Below are 20,387 nucleotides of genomic sequence, written 5' to 3' on the forward strand. Positions count from 1 at the left end.
AAAGCGCCCTGTATAGTAAGGCGCTTTATTGTAATCACTAAAACGAGTATCAATTATGCATCCGCTTATTTACCTGGTGTAATCAAAATATTGCGGTATTCAATGGTGCCATGATCTCCCTGCAACATGATTGGCCCGGGTTCACCTTCATTGCTATCTAAAGCTCCGCCTGTAACCCCGGGAATATCCTGCCTGCAAATAACTTCCACTCCATTTGCTACCAGTGATACGGTTCTTCCCACCAATGTTACATCATAGCTTTGCCATTCGCCGGGCGCTTTTGCCACCATTTGCAACGGTGCGATAAAGCCATAAATGGCACCCAAATAATCTTTCAAAGGTTCCATGCCTTTATTGTCCGCCACCTGTATTTCATAACGTCCCCGCAGGTAAACACCGCTGTTGCTTTCTGCAGGATAACGAAACTCAATGTGCAGTTTAAAGTCGTTGAATTTTTGATCGCTGATGAAATTTGATCCCGGGCGGGGGCTGCTTAAAACGCCGTTTTTTACCTGCCATTGATTTTCACCTTCTGTATGCCAGCCTTTTAAATCAGTGCCCGAAAAAAGCTTTACCTGCTTTCCCCAAACAGGCTGTTTTGTTCTTCTTAAATCGGGCGCTCTTACACCAGTCCAGTTATGGCTTTTACCATTGGCTCCAATAATGGTACCTGCTAATTTGCCGTCTTGCAATGTGCCTTCAACAACAATGTCCCTGTCTTCCGGCTCCCATTGTGGCGGCAACGTAAAGCTTATTTTCCCATCTTTAAAATTTACTCTTGAAACAGGCCTCGCACTGCCGCCCGCTCCAACAAATGATCCAGTGAGCATATGCAAACCGGAGTGCCTCACTTCCAGCCAGGACGGAACTGATTTGCCATCCATATCAACGGTAAGGTCCCACCTTCCTTCAATAGCAGGGTCTGCAGCTGGATGATTGTTATTTGCCTTTGCGGTGGTTACCACCAGCAGCAACATCGCCAGTTGTAATAAACGCTTAATTGAAAATGGACGATTGACGCTCTTCCTGTTTTTTTTCATATGACTTTTTTGTTTTAAAATGAAATGGTGAAATAATGATCGTTTGTTCAGAATAATAATAAAATTTAAATGCTGACTAACTTTTACAAAGTAAAGAAATAACAAGGTACAAATATGGATCTATAGAGAACCTTTCACTGTATTGTTTGCCGGTCGTAATCCAATGGAGGGCATTTCACAAAGTTGTTTTGTAATGGACACCAAAGCCAAGTTTACAGTTTCGGGCATTCCAGGCTTTGCCTTGATTTCCTGGATCCACGTTCTGCGCTTCCGCCTTCTGATCCATCACGATTTTTACCCGGCCGGATGGTGAGTGCCAGGTAAAAACCACCAGACTGTATTTTATTTTTTGAAACGATATTGGCCAGGTTATGCGATCCCAATAATAACGGCCCTGCTTTAAAAGCGGCTCCCAGCCACAATTGCTTCTGATTGTTTAATTGAAGGGGTAGATACGCTCCCCAGGTTTTTGTTTCCCAACGGGGAGTTACAGCCACCAGGTTCATGTCTTTTATATACCTGATTTGTTTTGGCACCAGGGGAAAAACCGGCAACGTCAGTTCTCCATTTAAATAAAAGTTATTTGCAAGATGCTGATCAACATTGATGATAACACGTGCAGGCTGATAAATATTAAATAACCCGGCTAAACTGGTAAATGAAGCTGCTACCGTTTTTAACCCGTTATTAAAATCATCGGTTGAATTAATATTAAAAAAAGCATTTGATACGGCTGTATCACTCATGTTTGGCTTAATGCCGGCCGCATTACTGCTTCTGCTGCTGTAACGGAATTTATTCCGGCCTACATCCATTAACGAAATGCCGATTTTTGTGCGGTAGGTAAAATCATTCCCATCTTCTCCAGCTTCGTCATCCAATAGAGTATATTCAAGTCCCGCATCAGCACTTATGCCCGCCATGGTATGTTGAAAAAAACTCTTTTTGTTGGCAGAAGCGGACCGGTTACTGTCGATTTCATCAAAGTTGGAAGAATATCCATATTGCACATTTCCCCCCGTTACCTGATAGCCTGCGGTATTACCGGCCGGTATATAATTTAAGCCCGTTGCGCTAACATACTCGCCGGCCAATGCACGATTTATTTTCAACGTTAGACCTGCCGTTAAAATTCGTCTATTGTCACTGTAGATAGTGCGTGCGTAGGTCCCATATAGTTCCGCCCAGGAACTACCTCTTGATTCGCCTGATAAGGGCAGGCGACCATTATTGATTTTCATAAAATCCTGCAGACGTTGAGTAGTATCCTGCCAGTTAACCTGCGATGTAGTTGCATAAACATAGCTTCGGATATTGGCACCAAAAGCAACTGCCGAAACATTGTTCAAATTTATGCGGGTATTTAAAAGGCGAATATTCTGGTTGGTGAATACAAATCTTTTCGATGTGCCGTTTTTGCCAACCAATTTTGCACTTGAAGAAGGTGACAGTAATGAAAAATTGTTAATGACAAAAGCATTGGTAGCCTGCTTTGTCTGCACTGCAAAAGGAGTAATATCCCAGGAGAACGGCACTTGTACAATAGAGGCCGGATTATTTTGCGCACTTAAACTGCCTGCATAACCCGACCCGTTAATGGCCTGGTAATTTTGCGCCTTTAGTGAATTGTATATCAAAAAGAAGTGGAGTATAAAACAGAATTTATTCAAGCGCATATTCAGGCGTAGATAATTAAAAATTTTTTATAGCTGGAAGATACAATATGTGACAAGCACTATTTTAATGCCATTAAACAAAATTAATTGTTTACTACATTAGATTTTATTAAATTACTACTCACAATGCCTTACCTTATATGTGTTTTTAATATCAGGTACTTTAAAATTGCTAGTCAACAGGACGCTTCATCTCAGTTCAATTCAATATCCATTCTAAAAATCTTCCGAAAACAAAGTAGTGGTGAAACCGATTAAAATACCTTTTTAAACAGTTTTAATAATAAAAAAAACAAAGTATGGAAATTATTTGCCCCATTTGTAATCAGGGAATGGTTTTATTTACCCGCAATAAAGATCTTCAAAAAAATGGCGATCAAAATATCTACAGCGCATATGAATGCAACAAATGCAATATTTTGTTTCAATATCCTTTTTGGAAGCAGGAGGAAACATACCCTTTTTATGAAACTACCTATTATGCCCATACTGATAATTCGATAATATCCAGATCGCTGAGGATTCTTGATTTCTATTTACGAGATAGTTTTTACAGTAAACTTTTCTCTCCGTTCCTGAAAAAAAAGTTATACCCTTTTTATGATGATATTGTGCAGGCGAAGACCGTCCTGGATATTGGATGTGGAAAAGGGTCTTTTTTAGACGTCATGAAAAAACACAATAAAAAAACATATGGCCTTGAACCAAGTGACCAGGCGAGTGCAATTGCGTTTTCAAAGGGACACACGATGATTACCAAAGAATTCTTTTACTCTGCTAACAAGGAAGTGAAGTTTGATTTGATAACTATGTTTCAGGTAGCTGAACATTTATCTGTACAGGAAATATTTGATGAAAATATTTTTTCGGTCATGTATGATTCACTTGCAGAAGGTGGCCGGCTTGTGATTGAAACTCCTAACTATGAATGCAACTACGCTAAAAAATATAAAAGTAACTGGAGAGCTTTGGAAATGCCCAGACATTTGGTAATTTTTTCCCCCTCAAGTTTGTCTAAAATATTGAATATGCAGGGGTTTGCAACTCATGTTTTTACAAGAGTATCTCCTATTGACGTAAGAGAAAGCTTTAAATTACAATTCAGGGAAAACACAATTAAAAATAGACTCAATAAATTTATTACCCTTTTGAAAATCGCCATTAATCAAAAAAACAATAGTAGCCTTGTTACTGTAATAGCACGGAAAAATAGCGAATAGGTAACCGATAATTTACTGTGCATTAAATTCACTTTTTAATTGCAAATAGTTTGGGGCCTGAAACCCCTGAAAAAGCTGGCTTTTCAGCACTTTTTTCCGTTTAATTTCTTACCTTTGCCCTCCCGTTAAAAAACCGGGAATTATATTATGTCATTTAACATTATTAAACAACTAAACGCAGATGCACAGGAAGGAGCAGCTACCAATGAAGGTACTGAACCTGCTGCGGTAACAAATGTGCCTGTGGAAGCGCCTGCTGCCGAACCGGTGGTGGCGGCTGCACCCGTTGAAGAAAGAATCGTGACAGCTCATGATGACTTCGACTGGAGCGTTGACAAACGTAACGTTTCAAGTTACAACAAAGAAGAAAAAGCCAAATACGATGTTGTGTACGACAACACGTTCAAGCAGATCAATGACGGCGAAATGATCCAGGCTACAATTGAAGCAATCACCAAAACAGATGCAGTTGTAAACATCGGTTTTAAAAGTGATGGTCTGATTTCTCTGAATGAGTTCAGGGATATACCAGGCGGATTAAAAGTAGGTGACATCATTGAAGTAATGGTGGTTGAAAAAGAAGACAGGGACGGTAACCTGAATCTTAGCCGCAAACAAGCCCGTACCAGCAGAGCCTGGGAAAGAATTGTTGAGTTACACAAAACTGGTGAAATTGTTACCGGTATTGTTACCAGCAAAACCAAGGGCGGTCTTATCGTAGATGTATTTGGTATGGAAACATTCTTACCAGGTAGCCAGATCGACGTTAAGCCAGTTACAGACTACGATCAGTTTGTTGGTAAAACAATGGAATTTAAAGTGGTTAAGATCAACGAAACCATTAAGAATGCAGTTGTATCTCATAAAGCACTTATTGAAAGCGATATCGAAGCACAACGTGCTGAAATTATCGGTAAATTGGAAAAAGGACAAGTACTGGAAGGTACCATCAAAAATATCACCGACTTTGGTGCGTTTCTTGATTTGGGCGGCTTAGACGGCTTGTTGTACATTACCGATATTTCATGGGGACGTATCAACCATCCAACAGAAGTGTTGAAGATGGATCAGAAACTGAATGTTGTTGTATTGGATTTTGATGATGATAAAAAACGCATCAGCTTAGGCTTGAAACAATTGACTCCGCATCCTTGGGATACTTTGAGCGAAAACATTAAAGAAGGTGAAGTTGTGAAAGGTAAAGTAGTTAACATTGAAGACTACGGTGCGTTCCTTGAAATTATGCCTGGTGTGGAAGGTTTGGTACACGTAAGTGAAATTACATGGGCCAACACTCCTATCAACGCTAAAGAATTCTTTAAATTAGGTGATGAGTACGAAGCGAAAATTGTAACGTTAGACAAAGACACCCGCAAGATGAGTCTTTCCATCAAACAAATGGCGAACGACCCATGGAGCGAAATTGATGTGAAATTTCCAGAAGGAAGCAAACACACCGGTATCGTTAAAAACATTACTCCTTACGGCGTGTTTATTGAACTTGCCACAGGTATTGGTGGAATGATTCACATCAGCGATTTGAGCTGGTTGAAACGTTTCAACAATCCCAACGAATACACTAAGGTGGGTGCATCAATTGAAGTGATCATTATGAACATTGATAAAGATGGCCGCAAATTGCAATTGGGACACAAGCAGATAGAAGAAGATCCATGGAATTCACTGGAAGAAACTTTTGCTGTTGGAACCGTGCATGAAGGAACTGTTACAAAGAAAGATGACAAGGGTGCTGTTGTTCAATTGCCATACGGACTGGAAGGCTTTGCGCCTAGCCGTCATCTTGCAAAAGAAGATGGTAAAACCGTTGGAGCTGATGAAATTGCCCAGTTTGTGGTGATTGAATTTGACCGTAACGACAAACGCATCGTTCTTAGCCACACACGTTTGTGGGAACAGGCTCATGAAGAAGTGAAGCAAGCTGAATTTAAAGAAAAGAAGGCAGATGCTGAAGTAACCAAAAAGGCTGTAAAAAATCTGCAGAGCAAAGTAGAAAAATCAACTTTAGGTGATCTTGGTGTTTTAGCCGGATTGAAAGCAAAAATGGATAGTGCTGCCGCCGCTGATGGTGCTGCAGATGAAGCTCCAAAAGCTGAATAGCTCTTATATTTTTATTGCAAATCCCGGTACGAAAGTATCGGGATTTTTTTGTGCATTTTCATTCTCCAAAAAAAGCAAATCAGAACTCTTTAGAGCCTTGCCATATCGTAAAACAATGGTGATAAGTAAGAAGGATGGCAACGATATTTACGTTTAACAACCACATTGCTTTAAGTGACAGGGATAAAAAATAACTACCTTTGCTGCATGAATAATTTCAACAAATATTTTAAACTGATGGCCCTTATTTTTGGAGGTTTTATTGGTTTTATAGGACTGATCATTGGCATTTTTTACCTGCTGAAATTATTTTCTGTTACGTTATTCTACATTCCTGGTTTTGACCATTTCTTTAGTTTTATAATGATTATTATACCCTATGTTGTTTTCTTTTCAGGATACTATTATTTACATAAAAAAATCCCGCTTTCAAAAAATAAAACAACTGCGACAATCGCAAGGGTATTGATGATTTTGGGAAGTTTGCTCTGTGCTGCTACTATGATTTTGTCAACCCTTAAATTATTTGGCGTGCACAAAACCTTCGTACTCGCTTTTGATGAAAAATCACAGTATGGCTGGATGATTCAAATTGTACTCCTCTTTTTTACTGCATTATTTGTTGCTTCAGGCGATGCCAAAGAAAAAGATTGGATGCATAAGAAAGTTATAAGTGATGAGTTATAAATGCTTCGGGTTTGCCCTTCTTTAAACTATTGAGTAGTCCTGGTTGCTATTGCTTTGGCAGCAATAAAGCCAGTTGTCCAGGCATTTTGAAAATTAAAGCCGCCGGTTACTCCATCGGTATCCATCACTTCACCACAAAAAAATAAATTGGGAGCTATCCTGCTTTCCATTGTATTGTAATCAATCTCATTCAGCAATATACCACCGGCAGTTACAAATTCTTCTTTGAAGGTGGTCTTCCCTTTCACTGAAAATTCCTGCGCACATACATTTTTTATAAGCCGGTTTTGTTCTTTGGCAGGGAGATCGGCCCAGCGCATATCCTCATTTACGCCAGACTGCTGCAACAAATACTGCCACAAGCGCTGAGGCAAAGAAAATGGATTGCGGTTACTTATTTTTTGTGCTGCAATGTCAAATCTTACCTGCTGAAACTTGTCTTTTAAAGTTTGTTCGTTGAAAGCCGGTGCCCAGTTTACAATGGCAGTGAATGTATAATTATTGTCTGCCAGCTGCCGTGCCCCCCAGGCTGATAATTTCAAAATGGCGGGGCCGCTCATTCCCCAGTGTGTAATCAGCAGTGGTCCTTGTTCTGCTAATTTTGTTCCGGCAATCTTCACAATTACATTTTCTACTGTAACACCCATTAATCCTGTAATTGCATTGCCAGGCATATTAAAAGTAAATAAGGATGGTACAGGTTTTTCTATCGTATGGCCTGTTTGTTGAAGCCATTCGAACTGAACAGGTTTTGGATATCCTCCACTCGCAATACATACATAGTCAGCCGCCATAATAGTTTCATTAGCAAATAACAAATGCCATTTATCGTTCAGCCTGCTAAAGCCTTTTACTTCTTTGTTCATCAATATTTCAACATGATATCTGCTAACTTCCTTCATCAGGCAATCAATAATTGTTTGGGAAGAATCAGTAACAGGAAACATACGCCCATCAGGTTCTGTTTTTAAATCCACACCTCTTTCCTTAAACCAGGCTATCGTATCTGTTGTAAAAAAATGATGAAAAGCCTTCTTTAAAAAACTGCCACCACGGGGATATTTTTTAATCATGTCAGCAATGCTGTAACAGGCATGTGTAACGTTGCAACGGCCGCCGCCGCTAACCTTTACTTTGCTTAACAGCTTGCTGCTTTTCTCCACTATAATTACCCGCAATAAAGGATTCAGCCGGGCGGCATTTACCGCACAAAAAAAACCAGCCGCACCGCCTCCAATAACAACTAAACAATTCTTATTCATCAGTAATCTAAAATTGTAAGTGATAAAAGTAATTAGTAAATACTACATTTAAATTTCGAATGTCACAATCATAATAACCCGGCAAACCTTAACCAATAGCATGGCTATTTCTATCAGCAAACAGCAACTAAAAAAACACCCATAACGTCTTACGAGACAATAAGACCATTTCTAAAAACCGGCGACTTATTTTTCAGCAGTAGTAGTTATGCTTTTTCAGGAGTGATACAAAAACTTACCAAAAGTACCTGGAGTCATGTAGCAGTAATTTATAAAGATGAAGAATTGGGAAGAGTACTGATATTGGAGGCGGAACCTTATGTTGGCATAAGACTCATTCCATTATCAAAATACCTGCACAATTATAAAGATAAAAGACGACCCTATAAAGGCCAGATTGCTATCAGTCAGCTAAACGTAACTGTATCAAAAGAAATATGAACAAGGGCATCTGCTTTGGCTTAGATGAATTGACCAGGCCTTATGATAAGTTTGAGATTGTCCGCATCATGGTACGCATTCTCTTTCACATCAGCCGTCGCGAAAGAAACCGCAGCTACATTGGCAGTGAACTCATGAGAGATATTTTTGCAAAGACTGGTATTAACATTCAATGTAAAGGCACTTACATCAGTCCTGACAATATCTGGAGCGATGACAGAGTCCAAATGCAATACCGGATTTTGTGACTGCTAATAATCTGAACACAAATTTACATTTGCTTTTTCAGCGGCCTCAATTTCTGTAAAGGAAGATAAAATATCCGCCTTTGCCCCTTTCTGAATGGCTACTGTATGTTCATAATGTGCTGCGGGCTTGCCATCTTCTGTACGGATGGTCCAGCCGTCTTTATCATGATACACATTTTTCGTTCCCAGGTTGATCATTGGTTCAATTGCTATTACCATTCCTTCTTTCAGCTTTGCTCCGGTTCCCCGCTTGCCATAATTGGGTACCTGTGGCTCCTCGTGCAGATGCCTTCCAACACCATGTCCAACAAGCTCTCTCACAACACCATAACCATGCTCTCTTTCAGTATAATGTTGTACTGCATAAGCAATATCACCCGTTCTGTTTCCCTGCGTTGCCTTTTCAATTCCCTTATATAAAGAATCCTTTGTTACCCGTAACAATTGTTTCACTTCCGGTGCTATTTCACCTAACGCAAACGTATATGCACTGTCGCCATGAAAGCCATTAATATAAGTGCCTACATCTACAGAAACAATATCGCCATCTTTTAAAGCCGTTTTTGTTGGAAATCCATGTACCACTGCATCGTTTACCGACATGCAACAGGCAAAAGGAAATGCAGGATTGCCATAACCTTTAAAAGAAGGTGTGGCCCCGTTGTCTCTTATAAACTGTTCCGCCACCTGGTCCAATTCCCATGTTGACATGCCCGGTCGAATGATAGCAGCCAGTGCTGCGAGTGTTTTACTTACCAGCAAATTGCTGATCCGCATCAGTTCAATTTCTGCTTTTGTTTTATAATGAATCATACTACCACTTTGTTTAACAATAAACCCTGACGGTTAATGTCAGGGTTTAAATAAAATATGCTGATCCCATATAAACCGGGATAGAGTAATTGTACTATACTCCGCCTACAGCTGAAGTTTGTCTTCCCTGGATTCTTCCTGAACTCATAAGGCCATCGTATTGACGCATCAACAGCTGCGTTTCTATCTGCTGTAAAGTATCCAAAATTACGGCTACCATAATCAATAAAGATGTTCCACCATAAAAAGTTGCAAAAGCCTGCTGCGTTTTAAATACTAATTGAAACAGACCTGGCAGAATACCTACAAAGGCCAGTAAAACGGCACCAGGTAAAGTAATTCTATCCATGATAGTACCAATATAATCAGCAGTTGGCTGTCCTGGTTTAACACCTGGAATAAATCCATTGTTGCGTTTCAAGTCTTCAGCCATTTGCTTCGGATTAAAGATTAAGGCTGTATATAAAAATGTAAATGCAATTACACAAACTGTGTATACCAACATATACACCCCATTGGTATGATCAGTAAAATACTTAGCCCAACCACCACCGGTGAAGCCAGAAAATATAGTTGGTAAAAATAAAATTGCCTGGGCAAAAATGATCGGCATAACACCGGAAGCATTCACCTTTAAAGGAAGGAAATTTCTTGCGCCACCAAACTGCCTGTTTCCAACAATTTGCTTTGCATAATTCACGGGCACTTTTCTTGTTCCCTGTATCAGCAAAATTAATCCCATGATGATCGCCACTAAAAATGCAATCTCAATTAAGAAGATGAGTAAACCGCCACCGCCTCTTGCGGCTCTTGAAGACCATTCCTGTATGAATGCCTGTGGAAGTCTGGCCAGGATACCCATCATGATGATGATTGAAGTACCATTGCCCAAACCTTTATCCGTAATTTTTTCACCTAACCACATTACAAACAATGTACCCACGGTTAAAAGAATAACGGTAGAAATAACAAAGAAGCCAGCATAGGAAGGTAACAAGGCTTCTGCATTACCGGCACTTTTCAAATAACCAATATATGCTGCAGCCTGAAACGCAGTAACGATTACTGTAAGGTAACGGGTCCATTGATTAATTTTCTTTCTTCCACTTTCACCTTCTTTCTGCACCTTCGCCATTTGCGGAACCAGAATAGTAATTAACTGCATAAAAATAGAGGCAGAAATGTAAGGCATAATACCTAATGCAAAAATAGAAGCCTTAGAAAATGCTCCTCCCACAAACGCATCCAATAAGCCTAACATGCCATTTTTAGTGCTATTGCTTAGGTTGGCTAACTTATTAGGATCAATACCTGGCAATACGATAAAAGAACCCAAACGATAAATAAATATCAATAACAGGGTAAACAATATCTTGTTCCGAAGCTCTTCGATGCTCCAGATATTTTTAAGTGTTTGAACAAATTTCTTCACAGAATTAAGGCGTTTAAATGTTTTCGTAAACTAAAAAAGACGCTTTCAATACCGGCCCTTTTCGGCAAGCAGGAATGCGTCTGCAAATATCGTGAAATTATTTAACTATCTCTACGGAACCTCCGGCGGCTTCAATAGCAGCTTTAGCTTTTTCGCTAACTGCATTTACTTTAAAAGCATACTTGCCTTTGATTTCGCCTACACCTAAAATTTTGATGTTGTCATTCTGACTGATTAAACCATTGATATACAAATTCTGAGGTGTAAATTCTGTGATACTGTATTTTTCTGCGTAATGATCAATCTGACCTAAATTGATCACTTTATATTCAATACGGTTGATATTTTTAAAGCCGCGTTTTGGAACACGACGCTGAATAGGCATCTGGCCACCTTCAAAAGCCATTTTGCTTTTGTAACCTGCACGGCTTTGTCCGCCCTTATTACCTTTGGTAGATGTACCACCTTTACCACTTGCTTCACCACGGCCAATGCGCTTTGCTTTATGCGTTGCTCCTTTGGCTGGTCTTAATGAATGTAATTCCATGTTTATCTGATTTTGTACTTACGGGGTATCACCCCTCGCAATTAATTTTAAAATTTGAAAATGACTCAACTTTAAAAATGAATTCAAACTATTAAGTCATAGTGTAATAAAGAATTTGCGAATTATGCAAGTTCTTCAACAGAAACCAGGTGATTCACTTTGCGAACCATACCCAGAATTTGTGGAGTGGCTTCTACTTCCACAGAAGCATTCATCTTCTTCAATCCCAAAGCCACCATTGTTCTTTTCTGGCGTTCCGGCCGGTCGATTACACTTTTAACCTGTGTTACTTTTATCTTTTTCATGCCCTGATCCCTGAAAGGGAATTTTATTTTTAATTAAAGATTATGCATTCAATGTTCTCAAGAGAACACTTGCATTTATCCGTTAAATACCTTCTTTAAGGAAATTTGTCTTGTTTTTGCAACCGCAATTGGTTCACGCAAAGTAGCCAACGCTTTAACAGTTGCTTTTACCACGTTGGTTGGGTTGGCAGAACCAAGGCTCTTAGCCAATACGTCTGTGATTCCGGCAGCTTCCAGTACAGCACGCATACTGCCTCCCGCAATTACACCGGTACCATGTGCAGCTGGTTTAATAAAAACCTTTGCAGCACCTTCCTTAGATAATTGTTCGTGCGGAATAGTACCATGCATAACAGGAACTTTTATCAAATTCTTTTTTGCATCTTCAATACCTTTTGTAATAGCTTCCTGTACTTCTTTTGCTTTACCTAAACCTTGGCCTACAACACCTGCACCATTGCCAACTACTACCAGTGCAGAAAAACTAAAGGCACGGCCGCCTTTGGTGGTTTTTACCACGCGGTTGATAGAAACAACTTTTTCTTTCAACTCAAGGTCACCGGCTTTTACTCTGTTATCGTTTGCTTTTAACATGTATAGTTCTTATTAGAAAATTTATAATTAAAATTGTAAACCACCTTCTCTCGCGCCTTCAGCAACTGCCTTTACACGACCATGATAAATGTATCCACCACGATCGAACACAACTGTTGTAAGACCCAGGTCAGTTGCTTTTCTTGCGATGGCATTTCCAACCAGTTTACTCTTTTCAGTTTTTGTAACTTTTTGAGCTTTGATATCCTTGTCCAGTGATGAAACAGAAGCAATGGTAGAACCATTTTCGTCGTTGATCAACTGTGCATAAATAGCCGCGTTGCTTCTGAAAACACTTAACCTTGGCCTTGCTGCAACACCATTTATTTTTTTACGGATACGGAACTTAATCTTTTCCCTTGCACTTGATTTGTTGTTCATGATCTTTTATTTTGTTCCCCGATACTGCCGGGGAAAATTTGAAAATTTGAAATCCGAAAATGTGAAAATTACTTTGCTTGTCGTGCCATTTTCCAATTGGCCTTTTCACGCCCTCACTTATTACTTACCAGCAGACTTACCAGCTTTTCTTCTCAATACTTCACCCTTAAACTTAACACCCTTTCCTTTGTACGGTTCAGGCTTACGCAGTCCACGGATTTTAGCACACACCTGGCCAAGTAATTGTTTATCTACACTCTCTAAGGTAATGATCGGATTTTGTCCTTTCTCCTGTGAAGTAGTTACTTTTAATTCTTTAGGTATTTCAAAAACAATGTTATGCGAATATCCTAAAGCAAGATCCAGCAGGTTTCCAGTGCTCGCAGCTTTAAAACCCACACCCACCAATTCAAGCTGTTTTGTATATCCTTCAGAAACACCTTTTACCATGTTACTAACCAATGAACGGTATAAACCATGCATAGCCTTATGACGGATTTGATCAGTTGGTCTTACAAGTTCCAGATGACTATCTTTGACTTCTAGTTTCATATCTCTGTCAACCGCCTGTTTCAATTCACCTTTAGGTCCCTTAACAGTTACCACATTATCCTTACCTACTACAATTGTAACACCAGCGGGAAATTCAACCGGTTTTTTTCCTATTCTAGACATAGTCGATTTTAATTTTATTATTATCAATCCGGGTCGTGTTCAGCCACGACTTTGGCTTAATTGTCAAACCATTTATATGCTTATTCTTTTCTTCTTACAAAGAAAAGTCTTAGTAGATATTACACAATACTTCACCACCCACATTTTGAGCTTTTGCTTCTTTATCTGTCATTACACCTTTTGATGTAGACACAATTGCAATACCCAAACCATTTTTCACTCTCTTAAATTCACCTGGCTTAGCGTAAGTACGCAAACCCGGACGTGATACTCTTTCCAGGCTTTGTATTACCGGCAATTTTGTAGCAGCATCGTACTTAAGCGCAATTTTAATTACACCTTGTTTGCTATCGTCCTCAAATTTGTATTTCAAAATGTACCCCTTATCGTACAAAATTTCTGTCATGCGTTTTTTCAAATTCGATGCAGGAATTTCAACAATACGGTGATTGGCCATTTGTGCGTTACGTATTCTTGTAAGAAAATCCGCTATAGGATCAGTTACCATAATTAGTTAAATTGACTTTGTTATTAGATAATTTTTTTACAGTGATTTCAATATTGCTACTGATCTGCTGTTTTTAATTTCTTACCAGCTTGCCTTGGTAACTCCGGGTATTTTCCCAGCCAATGCCATATCACGGAACATGTTTCTTGATAAACCAAAATGCCGCATGTATCCTCTAGGACGGCCGGTTAACTGGCAACGGTTTCTTAAACGTACAGGAGACGCATTCTTTGGTAAAAGATCCAAAGCTTTGTAATCGCCGGCAGCTTTTAAAGTTGCTCTTTTTTCAGCAAATTTTGCGCTCATTACTTCACGCTTTCTCTGCCTGGCTTCAATTGATTTTTTTGCCATGTTCTGTTATTGTTTAAATTATTTTTTTACATTTTTAAATGGCATTCCCAATTCTTTCAGCAACTCAAATGCTTCTTCGTTTGTTGAAGCAGTTGTTACGAAAGTAATATCCATACCGGTAATTTTATTTACCTTATCAATATCAATTTCTGGAAAGATAATTTGTTCTGTAATACCCAATGTGTAATTACCGCGACCATCAAATGACTTGTCATTGATACCTTTGAAATCACGTACGCGTGGTAAAGAAACAGATACAAACCTGTCAAGGAATTCAAACATCTTAACTCCGCGAAGTGTAACCCTTGCACCAATTGGCATGGCTTTACGCAACTTGAAGTTCGAGATATCTTTCTTACTCATAGTAGCAACTGCTTTCTGACCAGTTATTGTTGATAACTCTTCAACAGCAATGTCTACTAATTTTTTATCTGCTACAGCGCCGTTCACACCACGATTCAAACAAATCTTGGTAAGCTTCGGTGCCTGCATAATGGTTTTATAACCAAATTTTTTCATTAAAGCAGGTACAACTTCTTTAGTGTACTTATCTGCTAATCTTGGAGTGTAAGTTGTTGTGCTCATTATTTTATAGCCTCCCCTGATTTTTTAGATACTCTGATTAATTTACCGTTTTCCCTGGTGCGCTTAATTTTTGTTGGCCCACCTGTTTTAGCATCCCACAACATCACGTTACTGATATTGATCGGCGCTTCGATTTTCACAATACCACCTTTCGTGTTCTGAGAAGTTGGCTTGGTATGTTTGGTTACGATGTTTACACCTTCTACCAAAACACGACCTTTTTCCAAAATTACTTCCAGCACTTTACGAGGCTTTTTAAGGTCCTTGTCTTCACCGGTAATAACAACTACGTTGTCGCCTTTTTTAATGCTAAACTTAGGTTTAAATCTTGTACTCATTTTATTAATGTGCCCTTCGGCTTTTTATCTTTATTTATAACCGGCTTTAACAGCCTCACTCAAAATCGTTGTGTCACTCACTTGTACCTTTTCAGCCTCATTCATCCCTTTCAACGGCAACAGTATTATAATACTTCCGGAGCCAGCGATATAATTTTCATATACCCCTTGTCCCTTAATTCACGGGCAACTGGGCCAAAAATACGTGTACCTCTTGGTTCGTCTGAATTGTTCAGCAATACAACCGCATTGTCGTCAAAACGAATGTAAGAACCATCTTTACGACGCAATTTATTTACTGTTCTTACAATAACGGCTTTGCTTACAGTTCCTTTTTTAATACCACCGTTTGGTGTAGCATCTTTTACGGTAACCACAATTTTATCACCGATTTTAGCATAGTCCTGGCCGGAGTTACCCAACACCCGAATACACAATACCTCTTTGGCACCACTGTTATCCGCTACGTTCAATCTGCTTTCTTGCTGAATCATTTTATTAAGTTTTTAGTACTGAGTATTTAGTACTGAGTACTGAGATGTTCCTAAAATTTCTTACTATTATTGTCTTAGTAATAAGTACCAAAGTCTTACTTAACTTTCTCAACTATCTCAACCAGTCTCCAGCGTTTTGTTTTGCTGATAGGACGTGTTTCCATAATCTTTACTGTATCCCCGATACTGCATTCGTTCTTTTCATCGTGTGCATGAAATTTGGTAGATTTTTTTACGAACTTTCCATAAAGCGGATGCTTCACTTTTCTTTCGATTACAACTACAATGGATTTATCCATCTTGTTGCTGGAAACTACTCCAACTCTTATCTTACGTAAATTTCTTTCGATCGTTGTTTCTGTTGCGCTCATTGTTGCAAAATTTATGGTTTAATTTAAACCGAGTTCAATCTTTCTTAATGCTGTTTTTAAACGGGCCAAATCTCTGCGCAATAAACGCATACTAACGGGATTCTCCAGGGGAGAAATACTGTGAGCAAAAGATACTTTCTTTAAACGTAATTCGTCTTCAGCGATCTTGGCTTTTAAATCTTCAAGACCTAAACCCTTAATACTCGTTAAAAAATCTGCTTTCTTTGACATTATATTCTAATTTGAAAATTTGAAAATTCGAAAACCGGAAATTACTACTCACTTAACAATTACACATTTTCCTGTTCTCTTATTTGGCAATCACTTCAGCCTGGTAATCTCTGCGAACTACAAATTTTACGGCGATTGGTAACTTTTGTGCAGCCAGTTCAAACGCTTCTTTTGCTACCTGTAATGGAACACCATCAGCTTCAAACAAAATACGACCAGGTTCAACTACTGCAGCCCAGTATTCAGGGTTACCCTTACCTTTACCCATCCTCACTTCAGCTGGCTTCTTGGTAATTGGTTTGTCAGGAAAAATTCTGATCCAAACATTTCCTTCCCTTTTCATATGACGGGTTAAAGCCTGACGGGCACTTTCAATCTGCCTGTTAGTTAACCAAATTGGTTCCAGTGCTTTTAAAGCAAATGATCCGAAAGAAATAGTTGTGCCTCTTTTAGCAGTTTCCCTGATTCGGCCTTTCTGCGCCTTTCTATGTTTTGCTCTTTTTGGTTGTAACATTATCTATCAATTTGAAAAATTTGTTATTATTGTTTTCTGGAAAAGAAAAAATTATCTCCTTCCACCCTGGCCACCACCGCGGTTTGCACCTCCCTGGCCACCACTGCGTCCTCTGTCTCCACCTTGTCCGCCGCCTCTTCTGTCACCACCGCCTCTTCTATCATCAAATCCACCACGGTTTTCAAAACCACCTCTTGAATCACCTTCTTTACCGCCACCGGCTAAAATATTTGGATTCAAATCTCTCTTCGCCAATACTTCACCTTTACAGATCCATACCTTGATACCGATTTTACCGTATACAGTCTGTGCAAATACACTGGCGTAATCTATATCCATACGTAAAGTATGCAATGGAGTTCTTCCTTGTTTAATTTCTTCGCTACGGGCAATTTCAGCACCACCCAAACGACCACCGCATCTAACTTTTATTCCTTCAGCACCCATTCTTAACGCAGAAGCAATCGCCATTTTAACGGCACGTTTAAAGTTGATCCTTCCTTCCAGCTGCCGGGCAATTGTATCAGCTACAATCTGCGCATCCAGTTCAGGACGACGGATTTCCAATATATTTATCTGAACATCATCCTTACCGGTTAATTTCTTCAGCTCTTCCTTAATCCTGTCAACCTCTCCACCACCTTTACCGATGATGATACCTGGCTTGGAAGTATGGATGGTAACGATCAGTTTGTTAAGCGTACGCTCGATAACGATCTTAGAAATACCACCTTTATTGATACGGGCATTCAGGTAGGTTCTGATCTTATGATCTTCAATTAACTTGTTACCGAAATCTTTTTTATGTGCATACCAATTACTGTCCCATCCACGGATGATTCCCAGTCTGATACCAACAGGATTTGTTTTCTGACCCATATTCTTGGTTAATTCGTTTTAATTAATTTATTAACTTTTGCTGTCTACTATTAATGTTACATGGTTGCTACGCTTGCGCACTTTATAACCACGCCCCTGTGGTGCAGGGCGCATACGCTTAATCACTCTTCCTCCGTCAACCATAACTGTTTTTACAACCAGTTTAGCATCTTCTACCTTTACATCTGTATTTTTTTGCTCCCAGTTGTTGATAGCACTTTTTAATAACTTGTATAAAGGAACAGCCGGATGTTTAGTGTTGAACTGTAATACACCTAAAGCTTTTTCTACTTCCATTCCACGTATCAGATCAACCAGCAAACGCATTTTACGCGGTGAAGTTGGATAATTGTTAAGTTTAGCTACTGCTTCCATTTTTATTTAGTTTCAAGTTTTAATTTCCTGCCTGTTACGACAATTAATTGCAAACTTCTTTTATTACATTTTTTTACTTGAGTGACCCCTGAAGTTTCTTGTTGGCGCAAATTCCCCTAATTTATGACCTACCATAAATTCGGTAACATAAACCGGAATAAATTTATTTCCATTATGTACTGCTAATGTGTGACCAACAAAATCAGGAGTAATAGTAGAACGGCGTGACCATGTTTTAATAACACCTTTCTTATTCTTTCCTTCATTGATCGCTAATACTTTCTCTTCCAGATTAGCATCGATATAAGGACCTTTTTTAACCGAACGTGGCATAGTATTTATTTTTGTGTTGATTCTCCCGGTTTAGCACCAGGATATTTTAACCTGATTGAATTATTTGTTACTGATCTTCTTTCCGTTTCTTCTCTGGATAATCATCTTATCAGATCCTTTTCCTCTTGTACGTGTAACCTGTCCTTTTGCATACTTACCTGTACGGCTACGTGGGTGACCTCCGGATGCTCTACCTTCACCACCACCCATCGGATGATCTACCGGGTTCATCGCTACAGCTCTTGTTCTTGGTCTAACACCTTTCCACCTGTTTCTACCAGCTTTACCAGCACTCTCCAGGTTATGATCGCTGTTGCTTACAACACCAACTGTTGCATAGCAATTGATCAATACTTTTCTTAACTCACCGCTTGGCATTTTTAAAATACCATACTTTTCTTCCTTATTCGCTAACTGAGCTGTGTTACCAGCACTACGAACCAACTTACCACCTTGTCCTGGTTGCATTTCAATGTTGTGCACATTAGTACCAAGTGGCATGTTTTTCAGTTGCAATGCATTACCCAATTCAGGAGCAACACTATCACCGCTTAAAACTGTTGCGCCAACCTGTAAGCCATTCGGAGCAATGATGTAACGTTTTTCACCATCAGCATAATTCAACAAAGCGATGAATGCTGTACGGTTTGGATCGTATTCAATACTTTTTACAGTAGCCGGAATATTCTTCTTATCTCTCTTGAAATCAATTACACGATACATGGTTTTGTTACCACCACCCATATAGCGCATTGATCTTCTACCCTGTGAGTTACGACCGGCAGTATTCTTCTGCTTTTCAAGCAACGTTTTTTCAGGAATGTTGGTAGTGATCTCTGCGTACGCATTACCAATTCTCCAGCGTGTACCTGCTGTGGTCGGTTTGTATTTTCTAAGTGCCATTGTAAACTACTTTTTTATTTGTCAAAACTTTGCGGTGCTGACCACCATACATTAATTATAATTTGCCGAATCCATCCGGATCAAGACTATACTGTTCCGTATATGTCAATCGATTCTCCGTCTGCCACTGTAACAAATGCCTTCTTTTTAGCAGGCTTGCGACCGCTAACAACACCAGCTTTTGTGTTACGTGATTTAGCTTTACCAGGCATAACTGTTGTGTTAACATTTTTTACCTGAACACCGTAGAATTCTTCTACCGCTTTCTTAATCTCCAGTTTATTAGCTTTTCTGCTAACAACAAAAGCATAGCGGTTCATTTTTTCAGTTTGCTTATTTATCTTTTCAGATAAGATAGGCTTTATTAAAACTTCAGACAGTTTCATGTTTCTAATTTGATAATTGCTAATTAAATTATGCTTCCGCTACTTCTTCCTCACTAAAAATTCTTGCAACACTTTCGGTAAAAACCACCACTTTGGCATTTACGATATCGTATGTATTTACATCGCTCAACAAACTTCCCTGAACACCAGGTATGTTTCTTAAACTCAGGTAAACGTTATCATTATCTTCAGGAATAACAAACAATGTTTTTTTATCGCCAACCTGTAAGCTTTTTAAGATACCGGCAAACTGCTTTGATTTTGGAGCTTCCATGGTGATATCTTCTACAATCACAATTGCATTTTCTTTTGCCTTAGCACTTAATGCACTGATTTTAGCCAGGTCCTTCACTTTACGGTTTAATTTAAAATCGTACAGGTGAGGTTTTGGTCCAAAGATGGTACCACCACCTTTGTATATAGGACTACGCAAATTACCTTTACGTGCACCACCAGTTCCTTTTTGCTTTACCAGTTTCTTAGATGAACCGTTTGCTTCAGCTCTTGTTTTTACTTTATGCGTACCCTGACGCTGCGCAGCCAGGTATTGTTTTACAGCTAAGTAAACAACATGTGTGTTTGGTTCTGCACCGAAAATTTCTTCCGGTAACTCAATGGTTCTTCCGGTTTTGGCGCCTGCTATATTTAAAATATCTACTTGCATGATTATTCAGATTAAT

The 20,387-nt window shown here is 39.2% G+C and carries 29 protein-coding genes; 5 read left to right on the forward strand and 24 right to left on the reverse strand.

The window, feature by feature from the left end:
* Nucleotides 1-65 precede the first annotated feature (65 nt).
* Nucleotides 66-1,040: a 3-keto-disaccharide hydrolase gene (locus QWZ08_RS20745; protein ID WP_290339467.1), complete on the reverse strand. Its 975-nt coding sequence runs from the start codon at nt 1,038-1,040 to the stop codon at nt 66-68.
* A gap of 212 nt (nt 1,041-1,252) precedes the next feature.
* On the reverse strand, nt 1,253-2,677 hold the full coding sequence (locus QWZ08_RS20750) for a hypothetical protein (protein ID WP_290339468.1): 1,425 nt from the start codon (nt 2,675-2,677) through the stop codon (nt 1,253-1,255).
* A gap of 338 nt (nt 2,678-3,015) precedes the next feature.
* Between QWZ08_RS20750 and QWZ08_RS20755 the strand changes: the two genes are divergently transcribed.
* From QWZ08_RS20755 to QWZ08_RS20765, 3 genes are all read left to right on the forward strand, one after another.
* Nucleotides 3,016-3,936 (forward strand): class I SAM-dependent methyltransferase, encoded by a 921-nt coding sequence (locus QWZ08_RS20755; RefSeq protein ID WP_290339469.1) that lies wholly within the window; start codon nt 3,016-3,018, stop codon nt 3,934-3,936.
* Nucleotides 3,937-4,083: 147 nt separating this feature from the next.
* The gene (gene rpsA / locus QWZ08_RS20760) at nt 4,084-6,054 is read left to right on the forward strand and encodes a 30S ribosomal protein S1 (protein ID WP_290339470.1); all 1,971 of its coding nucleotides are present in this window, start codon (nt 4,084-4,086) and stop codon (nt 6,052-6,054) included.
* Nucleotides 6,055-6,261: 207 nt separating this feature from the next.
* Nucleotides 6,262-6,741: a hypothetical protein gene (locus QWZ08_RS20765; RefSeq protein WP_290339471.1), complete on the forward strand. Its 480-nt coding sequence runs from the start codon at nt 6,262-6,264 to the stop codon at nt 6,739-6,741.
* A gap of 26 nt (nt 6,742-6,767) precedes the next feature.
* Here QWZ08_RS20765 and QWZ08_RS20770 read toward each other — a convergent pair whose 3' ends face one another.
* Nucleotides 6,768-8,003, reverse strand: coding sequence for a BaiN/RdsA family NAD(P)/FAD-dependent oxidoreductase (locus tag QWZ08_RS20770; protein WP_290339472.1), 1,236 nt, complete (start codon nt 8,001-8,003; stop codon nt 6,768-6,770).
* A 159-nt stretch (nt 8,004-8,162) separates the two neighbouring features.
* On the opposite strand from QWZ08_RS20770, the gene QWZ08_RS20775 reads away from it, so the two are divergent.
* Both QWZ08_RS20775 and QWZ08_RS20780 read left to right on the forward strand, forming a co-directional pair.
* Nucleotides 8,163-8,444 carry a YiiX/YebB-like N1pC/P60 family cysteine hydrolase gene (locus QWZ08_RS20775; RefSeq protein WP_290339501.1) on the forward strand — a complete coding sequence of 94 codons (282 nt, stop codon included), beginning with the start codon at nt 8,163-8,165 and terminating at the stop codon, nt 8,442-8,444.
* Nucleotides 8,441-8,692: a hypothetical protein gene (locus tag QWZ08_RS20780; RefSeq protein ID WP_290339473.1), complete on the forward strand. Its 252-nt coding sequence runs from the start codon at nt 8,441-8,443 to the stop codon at nt 8,690-8,692. Before QWZ08_RS20775 ends, QWZ08_RS20780 begins: the two co-directional genes overlap by 4 nt.
* Before the next feature lie 3 nt (nt 8,693-8,695).
* On the opposite strand, the gene map is transcribed toward QWZ08_RS20780, so the two are convergent.
* The 21 genes from map to rplD form a co-directional block, all read right to left on the reverse strand.
* Nucleotides 8,696-9,505, reverse strand: coding sequence for a type I methionyl aminopeptidase (gene map, locus QWZ08_RS20785; RefSeq protein WP_290339474.1), 810 nt, complete (start codon nt 9,503-9,505; stop codon nt 8,696-8,698).
* A gap of 94 nt (nt 9,506-9,599) precedes the next feature.
* Nucleotides 9,600-10,937, reverse strand: coding sequence for a preprotein translocase subunit SecY (gene secY / locus QWZ08_RS20790; protein WP_290339475.1), 1,338 nt, complete (start codon nt 10,935-10,937; stop codon nt 9,600-9,602).
* 97 nt (nt 10,938-11,034) lie between these two features.
* On the reverse strand, nt 11,035-11,484 hold the full coding sequence (gene rplO, locus QWZ08_RS20795; RefSeq protein WP_290339476.1) for a 50S ribosomal protein L15: 450 nt from the start codon (nt 11,482-11,484) through the stop codon (nt 11,035-11,037).
* A gap of 122 nt (nt 11,485-11,606) precedes the next feature.
* Nucleotides 11,607-11,789: a 50S ribosomal protein L30 gene (gene rpmD / locus QWZ08_RS20800; RefSeq protein WP_290339477.1), complete on the reverse strand. Its 183-nt coding sequence runs from the start codon at nt 11,787-11,789 to the stop codon at nt 11,607-11,609.
* A 75-nt stretch (nt 11,790-11,864) separates the two neighbouring features.
* Nucleotides 11,865-12,383: a 30S ribosomal protein S5 gene (gene rpsE / locus QWZ08_RS20805; RefSeq protein WP_290339478.1), complete on the reverse strand. Its 519-nt coding sequence runs from the start codon at nt 12,381-12,383 to the stop codon at nt 11,865-11,867.
* Between the two features lie 27 nt (nt 12,384-12,410).
* On the reverse strand, nt 12,411-12,764 hold the full coding sequence (rplR, locus tag QWZ08_RS20810; RefSeq protein ID WP_290339479.1) for a 50S ribosomal protein L18: 354 nt from the start codon (nt 12,762-12,764) through the stop codon (nt 12,411-12,413).
* A 120-nt stretch (nt 12,765-12,884) separates the two neighbouring features.
* Complete coding sequence (rplF, locus tag QWZ08_RS20815) at nt 12,885-13,439, reverse strand: 50S ribosomal protein L6 (protein ID WP_290339480.1); 555 nt, start codon at nt 13,437-13,439, stop codon at nt 12,885-12,887.
* Nucleotides 13,440-13,548: 109 nt separating this feature from the next.
* Complete coding sequence (gene rpsH / locus QWZ08_RS20820) at nt 13,549-13,947, reverse strand: 30S ribosomal protein S8 (RefSeq protein WP_435387621.1); 399 nt, start codon at nt 13,945-13,947, stop codon at nt 13,549-13,551.
* An 81-nt stretch (nt 13,948-14,028) separates the two neighbouring features.
* Complete coding sequence (gene rpsN / locus QWZ08_RS20825) at nt 14,029-14,298, reverse strand: 30S ribosomal protein S14 (RefSeq protein WP_290339481.1); 270 nt, start codon at nt 14,296-14,298, stop codon at nt 14,029-14,031.
* An 18-nt stretch (nt 14,299-14,316) separates the two neighbouring features.
* Nucleotides 14,317-14,883, reverse strand: coding sequence for a 50S ribosomal protein L5 (gene rplE / locus QWZ08_RS20830; protein ID WP_290339482.1), 567 nt, complete (start codon nt 14,881-14,883; stop codon nt 14,317-14,319).
* Nucleotides 14,883-15,221 (reverse strand): 50S ribosomal protein L24, encoded by a 339-nt coding sequence (gene rplX, locus QWZ08_RS20835; RefSeq protein WP_290339483.1) that lies wholly within the window; start codon nt 15,219-15,221, stop codon nt 14,883-14,885. The genes rplE and rplX overlap by 1 nt, the downstream gene beginning before the upstream one ends.
* A 125-nt stretch (nt 15,222-15,346) precedes the next feature.
* A complete protein-coding gene (gene rplN, locus QWZ08_RS20840; RefSeq protein ID WP_290339484.1) occupies nt 15,347-15,715 on the reverse strand; it encodes a 50S ribosomal protein L14 in 369 nt (122 codons plus the stop codon).
* A 95-nt stretch (nt 15,716-15,810) separates the two neighbouring features.
* The gene (rpsQ, locus tag QWZ08_RS20845; protein WP_290339485.1) at nt 15,811-16,086 is read right to left on the reverse strand and encodes a 30S ribosomal protein S17; all 276 of its coding nucleotides are present in this window, start codon (nt 16,084-16,086) and stop codon (nt 15,811-15,813) included.
* An 18-nt stretch (nt 16,087-16,104) separates the two neighbouring features.
* Entirely contained in the window at nt 16,105-16,317 is a 213-nt protein-coding gene (gene rpmC, locus QWZ08_RS20850) for a 50S ribosomal protein L29 (RefSeq protein ID WP_290339486.1), read from the reverse strand.
* 79 nt (nt 16,318-16,396) lie between these two features.
* Complete coding sequence (gene rplP, locus QWZ08_RS20855; RefSeq protein WP_290339487.1) at nt 16,397-16,831, reverse strand: 50S ribosomal protein L16; 435 nt, start codon at nt 16,829-16,831, stop codon at nt 16,397-16,399.
* A 51-nt stretch (nt 16,832-16,882) separates the two neighbouring features.
* Entirely contained in the window at nt 16,883-17,710 is an 828-nt protein-coding gene (gene rpsC, locus QWZ08_RS20860) for a 30S ribosomal protein S3 (protein ID WP_353960498.1), read from the reverse strand.
* A 30-nt stretch (nt 17,711-17,740) separates the two neighbouring features.
* On the reverse strand, nt 17,741-18,085 hold the full coding sequence (gene rplV, locus QWZ08_RS20865; RefSeq protein WP_290339488.1) for a 50S ribosomal protein L22: 345 nt from the start codon (nt 18,083-18,085) through the stop codon (nt 17,741-17,743).
* Between the two features lie 63 nt (nt 18,086-18,148).
* Entirely contained in the window at nt 18,149-18,418 is a 270-nt protein-coding gene (gene rpsS / locus QWZ08_RS20870; RefSeq protein WP_290339489.1) for a 30S ribosomal protein S19, read from the reverse strand.
* 60 nt (nt 18,419-18,478) lie between these two features.
* Complete coding sequence (gene rplB / locus QWZ08_RS20875; RefSeq protein ID WP_290339490.1) at nt 18,479-19,321, reverse strand: 50S ribosomal protein L2; 843 nt, start codon at nt 19,319-19,321, stop codon at nt 18,479-18,481.
* Between the two features lie 86 nt (nt 19,322-19,407).
* A complete protein-coding gene (gene rplW, locus QWZ08_RS20880; protein ID WP_290339491.1) occupies nt 19,408-19,707 on the reverse strand; it encodes a 50S ribosomal protein L23 in 300 nt (99 codons plus the stop codon).
* 28 nt (nt 19,708-19,735) lie between these two features.
* Nucleotides 19,736-20,371, reverse strand: coding sequence for a 50S ribosomal protein L4 (rplD, locus tag QWZ08_RS20885; protein ID WP_290339492.1), 636 nt, complete (start codon nt 20,369-20,371; stop codon nt 19,736-19,738).
* Between the last annotated feature and the right edge of the window lie 16 nt (nt 20,372-20,387).

It is taken from the genome of Ferruginibacter paludis (assembly GCF_030409685.1).
GTDB lineage: Bacteria > Bacteroidota > Bacteroidia > Chitinophagales > Chitinophagaceae > Ferruginibacter > Ferruginibacter paludis.

Excerpts from the sequence above, each read along its gene's own strand:
- rplF (WP_290339480.1), bottom strand. The coding sequence starts at position 13,439 with ATGTCTAGAATAGGAAAAAAACCGGTTGAATTTCCCGCTGGTGTTACA.
- rplB (WP_290339490.1), bottom strand. The coding sequence starts at position 19,321 with ATGGCACTTAGAAAATACAAACCGACCACAGCAGGTACACGCTGGAGA.
- rpmC (WP_290339486.1), bottom strand. The coding sequence starts at position 16,317 with ATGTCAAAGAAAGCAGATTTTTTAACGAGTATTAAGGGTTTAGGTCTT.
- rpsA (WP_290339470.1), top strand. The coding sequence starts at position 4,084 with ATGTCATTTAACATTATTAAACAACTAAACGCAGATGCACAGGAAGGA.
- rpsH (WP_435387621.1), bottom strand. The coding sequence starts at position 13,947 with ATGGTAACTGATCCTATAGCGGATTTTCTTACAAGAATACGTAACGCA.
- rpsE (WP_290339478.1), bottom strand. The coding sequence starts at position 12,383 with ATGTTAAAAGCAAACGATAACAGAGTAAAAGCCGGTGACCTTGAGTTG.
- rplE (WP_290339482.1), bottom strand. The coding sequence starts at position 14,883 with ATGAGCACAACAACTTACACTCCAAGATTAGCAGATAAGTACACTAAA.
- rplD (WP_290339492.1), bottom strand. The coding sequence starts at position 20,371 with ATGCAAGTAGATATTTTAAATATAGCAGGCGCCAAAACCGGAAGAACC.
- rpmD (WP_290339477.1), bottom strand. The coding sequence starts at position 11,789 with ATGAAAAAGATAAAAGTAACACAGGTTAAAAGTGTAATCGACCGGCCG.
- rplW (WP_290339491.1), bottom strand. The coding sequence starts at position 19,707 with ATGAAACTGTCTGAAGTTTTAATAAAGCCTATCTTATCTGAAAAGATA.
- rpsS (WP_290339489.1), bottom strand. The coding sequence starts at position 18,418 with ATGCCACGTTCGGTTAAAAAAGGTCCTTATATCGATGCTAATCTGGAA.
- rpsN (WP_290339481.1), bottom strand. The coding sequence starts at position 14,298 with ATGGCAAAAAAATCAATTGAAGCCAGGCAGAGAAAGCGTGAAGTAATG.
- rplP (WP_290339487.1), bottom strand. The coding sequence starts at position 16,831 with ATGTTACAACCAAAAAGAGCAAAACATAGAAAGGCGCAGAAAGGCCGA.
- rplO (WP_290339476.1), bottom strand. The coding sequence starts at position 11,484 with ATGGAATTACATTCATTAAGACCAGCCAAAGGAGCAACGCATAAAGCA.
- QWZ08_RS20755 (WP_290339469.1), top strand. The coding sequence starts at position 3,016 with ATGGAAATTATTTGCCCCATTTGTAATCAGGGAATGGTTTTATTTACC.
- map (WP_290339474.1), bottom strand. The coding sequence starts at position 9,505 with ATGATTCATTATAAAACAAAAGCAGAAATTGAACTGATGCGGATCAGC.
- rplX (WP_290339483.1), bottom strand. The coding sequence starts at position 15,221 with ATGAGTACAAGATTTAAACCTAAGTTTAGCATTAAAAAAGGCGACAAC.
- QWZ08_RS20770 (WP_290339472.1), bottom strand. The coding sequence starts at position 8,003 with ATGAATAAGAATTGTTTAGTTGTTATTGGAGGCGGTGCGGCTGGTTTT.
- QWZ08_RS20745 (WP_290339467.1), bottom strand. The coding sequence starts at position 1,040 with ATGAAAAAAAACAGGAAGAGCGTCAATCGTCCATTTTCAATTAAGCGT.
- QWZ08_RS20765 (WP_290339471.1), top strand. The coding sequence starts at position 6,262 with ATGAATAATTTCAACAAATATTTTAAACTGATGGCCCTTATTTTTGGA.
- rpsC (WP_353960498.1), bottom strand. The coding sequence starts at position 17,710 with ATGGGTCAGAAAACAAATCCTGTTGGTATCAGACTGGGAATCATCCGT.
- rplV (WP_290339488.1), bottom strand. The coding sequence starts at position 18,085 with ATGGAAGCAGTAGCTAAACTTAACAATTATCCAACTTCACCGCGTAAA.
- QWZ08_RS20780 (WP_290339473.1), top strand. The coding sequence starts at position 8,441 with ATGAACAAGGGCATCTGCTTTGGCTTAGATGAATTGACCAGGCCTTAT.
- rpsQ (WP_290339485.1), bottom strand. The coding sequence starts at position 16,086 with ATGAGCGCAACAGAAACAACGATCGAAAGAAATTTACGTAAGATAAGA.
- rplN (WP_290339484.1), bottom strand. The coding sequence starts at position 15,715 with ATGATTCAGCAAGAAAGCAGATTGAACGTAGCGGATAACAGTGGTGCC.
- rplR (WP_290339479.1), bottom strand. The coding sequence starts at position 12,764 with ATGAACAACAAATCAAGTGCAAGGGAAAAGATTAAGTTCCGTATCCGT.